2 protein-coding genes are annotated in these 2,997 nt (G+C 63.6%); both read left to right on the top strand.

The genetic code is table 11. The features are described from left to right. Window positions 1-309 precede the first annotated feature (309 nt). Window positions 310-2,202, top strand: a complete 1,893-nt coding sequence (gene glmS / locus DF200_RS10470) for a glutamine--fructose-6-phosphate transaminase (isomerizing) (protein WP_109138209.1) — start codon at window positions 310-312, stop codon at window positions 2,200-2,202. A 118-nt stretch (window positions 2,203-2,320) separates the two neighbouring features. Continuing rightward, the coding region (locus tag DF200_RS10465) for a pseudouridine synthase (protein ID WP_109138208.1) at window positions 2,321-2,997 on the top strand (677 nt) is incomplete at its 3' end.

The raw sequence follows: 2,997 nt of genomic DNA, 5'->3' as shown, positions 1-2,997 counted from the left end.
AGGACCGGTACCGTTCGCGCTCATTTCCGATGAGGCACCACTAACCATTACGCGCTCAAAAAACATGAGTCACGTCGCCCGATTGTAGGCTAGCGGAGACGTCTGCTAGGCTTGCCGTGCAGACGTCGGAGCGGCGGCCGAACGGCCTTGAGTGTATCGGGAAGTACATGCCGCCGGTCGTTATCGTTACATACCGCCACCCCGTCGCGGTCACAGCGGGTGCGGGGAGCGCGGGAGCCTTGTATAGGTTCGGCCAAGGTGCGTTTTGCTTGGGGCGGATGCAACATTCATTGCATACACTAGATTTCCATGTGTGGAATCGTAGGATATGCAGGAAACATCGAAACCGCGTGCGGCAAGCCCCTCGAAGTCTGCCTTCAGGGTCTGCGACGTCTGGAATATCGAGGCTATGATTCGGCCGGCGTGGCATTGACGGCACCCGGCATGGATCATGTCGAGGTCCGCAAGAAGGCCGGCCGCCTTTCCAACCTCGTCGACGACATCGAACGCAAGCCCATGCCCATGGCCACCGTCGGCATCGGACACACGCGTTGGGCCACCAACGGTGTGCCGAGCGACGTGAACGCCCACCCCCACACCAGCATGGACGGCAAGGTCGCCATCATCCACAACGGCATCATCGAGAACGCCTCCCAGCTGCGGCTCGACCTGCAGGCCGAAGGCTACCGGTTCTCCTCGAACACCGACACCGAGGTGGCCGCCAAACTGCTCGGCAAGATCGTCGACACCATCATCGCCGACGAAGGCAGGCCCGACCTGTTCCGCGCGGTCCGCCGTCTGGCGCGTATGCTCAAGGGCGCGTTCACGATTCTCGCGACCGACTGCCGCCAGCCCGATATCATCGTCGGTGCACGTCACGATTCGCCGCTGGTCGTCGGCCTCGGCGACGGCGAGAACTTCCTCGGCTCCGACGTGGCCGCGTTCGTCGCCTACACCAAGCGTGCGCTGGAGATCGACCAGGATCAGGCGGTCTGCGTCTCCGCGAGCAAGGTCGTCGTCACCGACTTCTACGGCAACGTCGTGGAGAATCCGAAGACGTACACCGTCGATTGGGACGCCTCCGCCGCCGAGAAGGGCGGCTGGGACTCGTTCATGGACAAGGAGATCCACGAGGACCCCGCCGCCGTGCAGCGCACGCTGCTCGGACGCTTCGACAAGAACGGCGATCTGAACCTCGACGAGGTGCATATCGACGAACATGACTTCAAGGCCATCGACAAGATCATCGTCATCGCTTGCGGCACGGCCAGCTACGCCGGTCTCGTGGCCAAATACGCGATCGAGCATTGGGTGCGCATCCCCGTGGAGGTGGAGCTCGCCCACGAGTTCCGCTACCGCGACCCGATCCTCACGCCGCGCACGCTCGTCGTGGCCATCTCGCAGTCCGGCGAGACGATGGACACGCTCATGGCGCTGCGCCATGCCCGTGAACAGGGCTCGAAGGTTCTGGCCATCTGCAACACGCAGGGCGCGTCCATCCCGCGCGAATCCGACGCGGTGCTCTACACTCATGCCGGGCCGGAGGTTGCCGTGGCCTCCACGAAGGCGTTCGTGGCGCAGATTACCGCCGCCTACGTGCTTGGCCTCTATCTTGCGCAGATCAAGGGCACGATGTTCCGTGATGAGATTCATCAGATCCTCTCCGGGCTCAAGGACATGCCCCGCAAGATCCAGTGGGTGCTCGACACGCAGGCCGAGACCATCCAGAAGGCCGCCGAAAGCATGGTGGACGCGAACTCGTTCCTGTTCCTCGGCCGCCACGTGGGCTATCCGGTCGCGTTGGAGGGCGCGCTGAAGCTCAAGGAGATCGCCTACACATTCACCGAGGGCTTTGCCGCAGGCGAGCTCAAGCACGGTCCCATCGCACTGGTGGACGAAGGCGAGCCGGTGGTGTTCATCGTGCCGCCGGAACGCGGCCGCAACGTGCTGCACGCCAAGGTTATCTCCGGCATTGAGGAGGTCAAGGCCCGTGGCGCATACATCATCGCCGTGGCCGAGGAGGGCGACAAGGACGTGGAGAACTACGCCGACGTCGTGTTCTGGCGTCCGAAGTGCCCCACGCTCATGAGCCCGCTCGTGGACGTCGTGCCGCTGCAGCTGTTCGCCATGGACATGGCCAAGCTGAAGAACTACGACGTGGACAAGCCGCGCAACCTCGCCAAGTCCGTCACCGTGGAGTGATTGGCCATAGCGTTTGGACGTTATCCGCATTTTCCACGCGCAAGTTGTCGCAAAACGGTTCTGCTTTCGATGATTTCCGCGAGGAAAATGCGGATTTCGAGTATTTTTTGGGGGGATTATGCCGAAACCGCATCGGTGGGTGACGGACGAGCCGGACATACCGTTCGACTTCGAGGTGCTGTATGAGGACGAGCGCATCATCGTCATCGACAAGCCGCATTTCCTCCCCACCACGCCGCGGGGCATGTGGCATCGGTCCACCGCGCTGATTCGGTTGCGGGAGAGGCTGGGCGAGCCGGGGATAACGCCGGCGCACCGTCTCGACCGCGACACCGCCGGCGTGGTGGTGTTCGTACGCGAGCCGTCGGCCCGGGGCGCATACCAGATGCTGTTTCAGGAGCATCGGACCCTCAAGGTCTACGAGTGTCTTGCCCCCTGCCGGCCGGTGTTGCGACCCCGGTTCGGCACCATGGAACGTCTGGAGCCGCCGCGCGTGTTCCCGCTGCGCAGACGTTCGCGCATCGTCAAGGAGCGGGGAGTTCTCCAGGCCTACGAGGAGCCTGGGCCGGTCAACGCGGAGACGGTTGTGGAACTGGGGACCGTGGCAGACCCCTTCAGTCCGCCTTGCGGCGGCCAGCTCCCCCTGACAGGGGGAGCCGATTGCCAGGACCGTATCCGTGGTGGCCGAGGCCGTGATTCCGACGGGCTTTCTCTGGCGGGGGGAGCCGATTGCCGGAGCTGTAATCCCAACAGGCTCCCCCTGGCAGGGGGAGCTGTCATGCGGAGCATGACTGA

This window comes from Bifidobacterium catulorum (assembly GCF_003129925.1).
GTDB lineage: Bacteria > Actinomycetota > Actinomycetes > Actinomycetales > Bifidobacteriaceae > Galliscardovia > Galliscardovia catulorum.
Note: the sequence above shows the minus strand (reverse complement) of the source record. Positions and strands in the feature narration are given on the sequence as shown.

Excerpts from the sequence above, each read along its gene's own strand:
- glmS (WP_109138209.1), top strand. The coding sequence starts at position 310 with ATGTGTGGAATCGTAGGATATGCAGGAAACATCGAAACCGCGTGCGGC.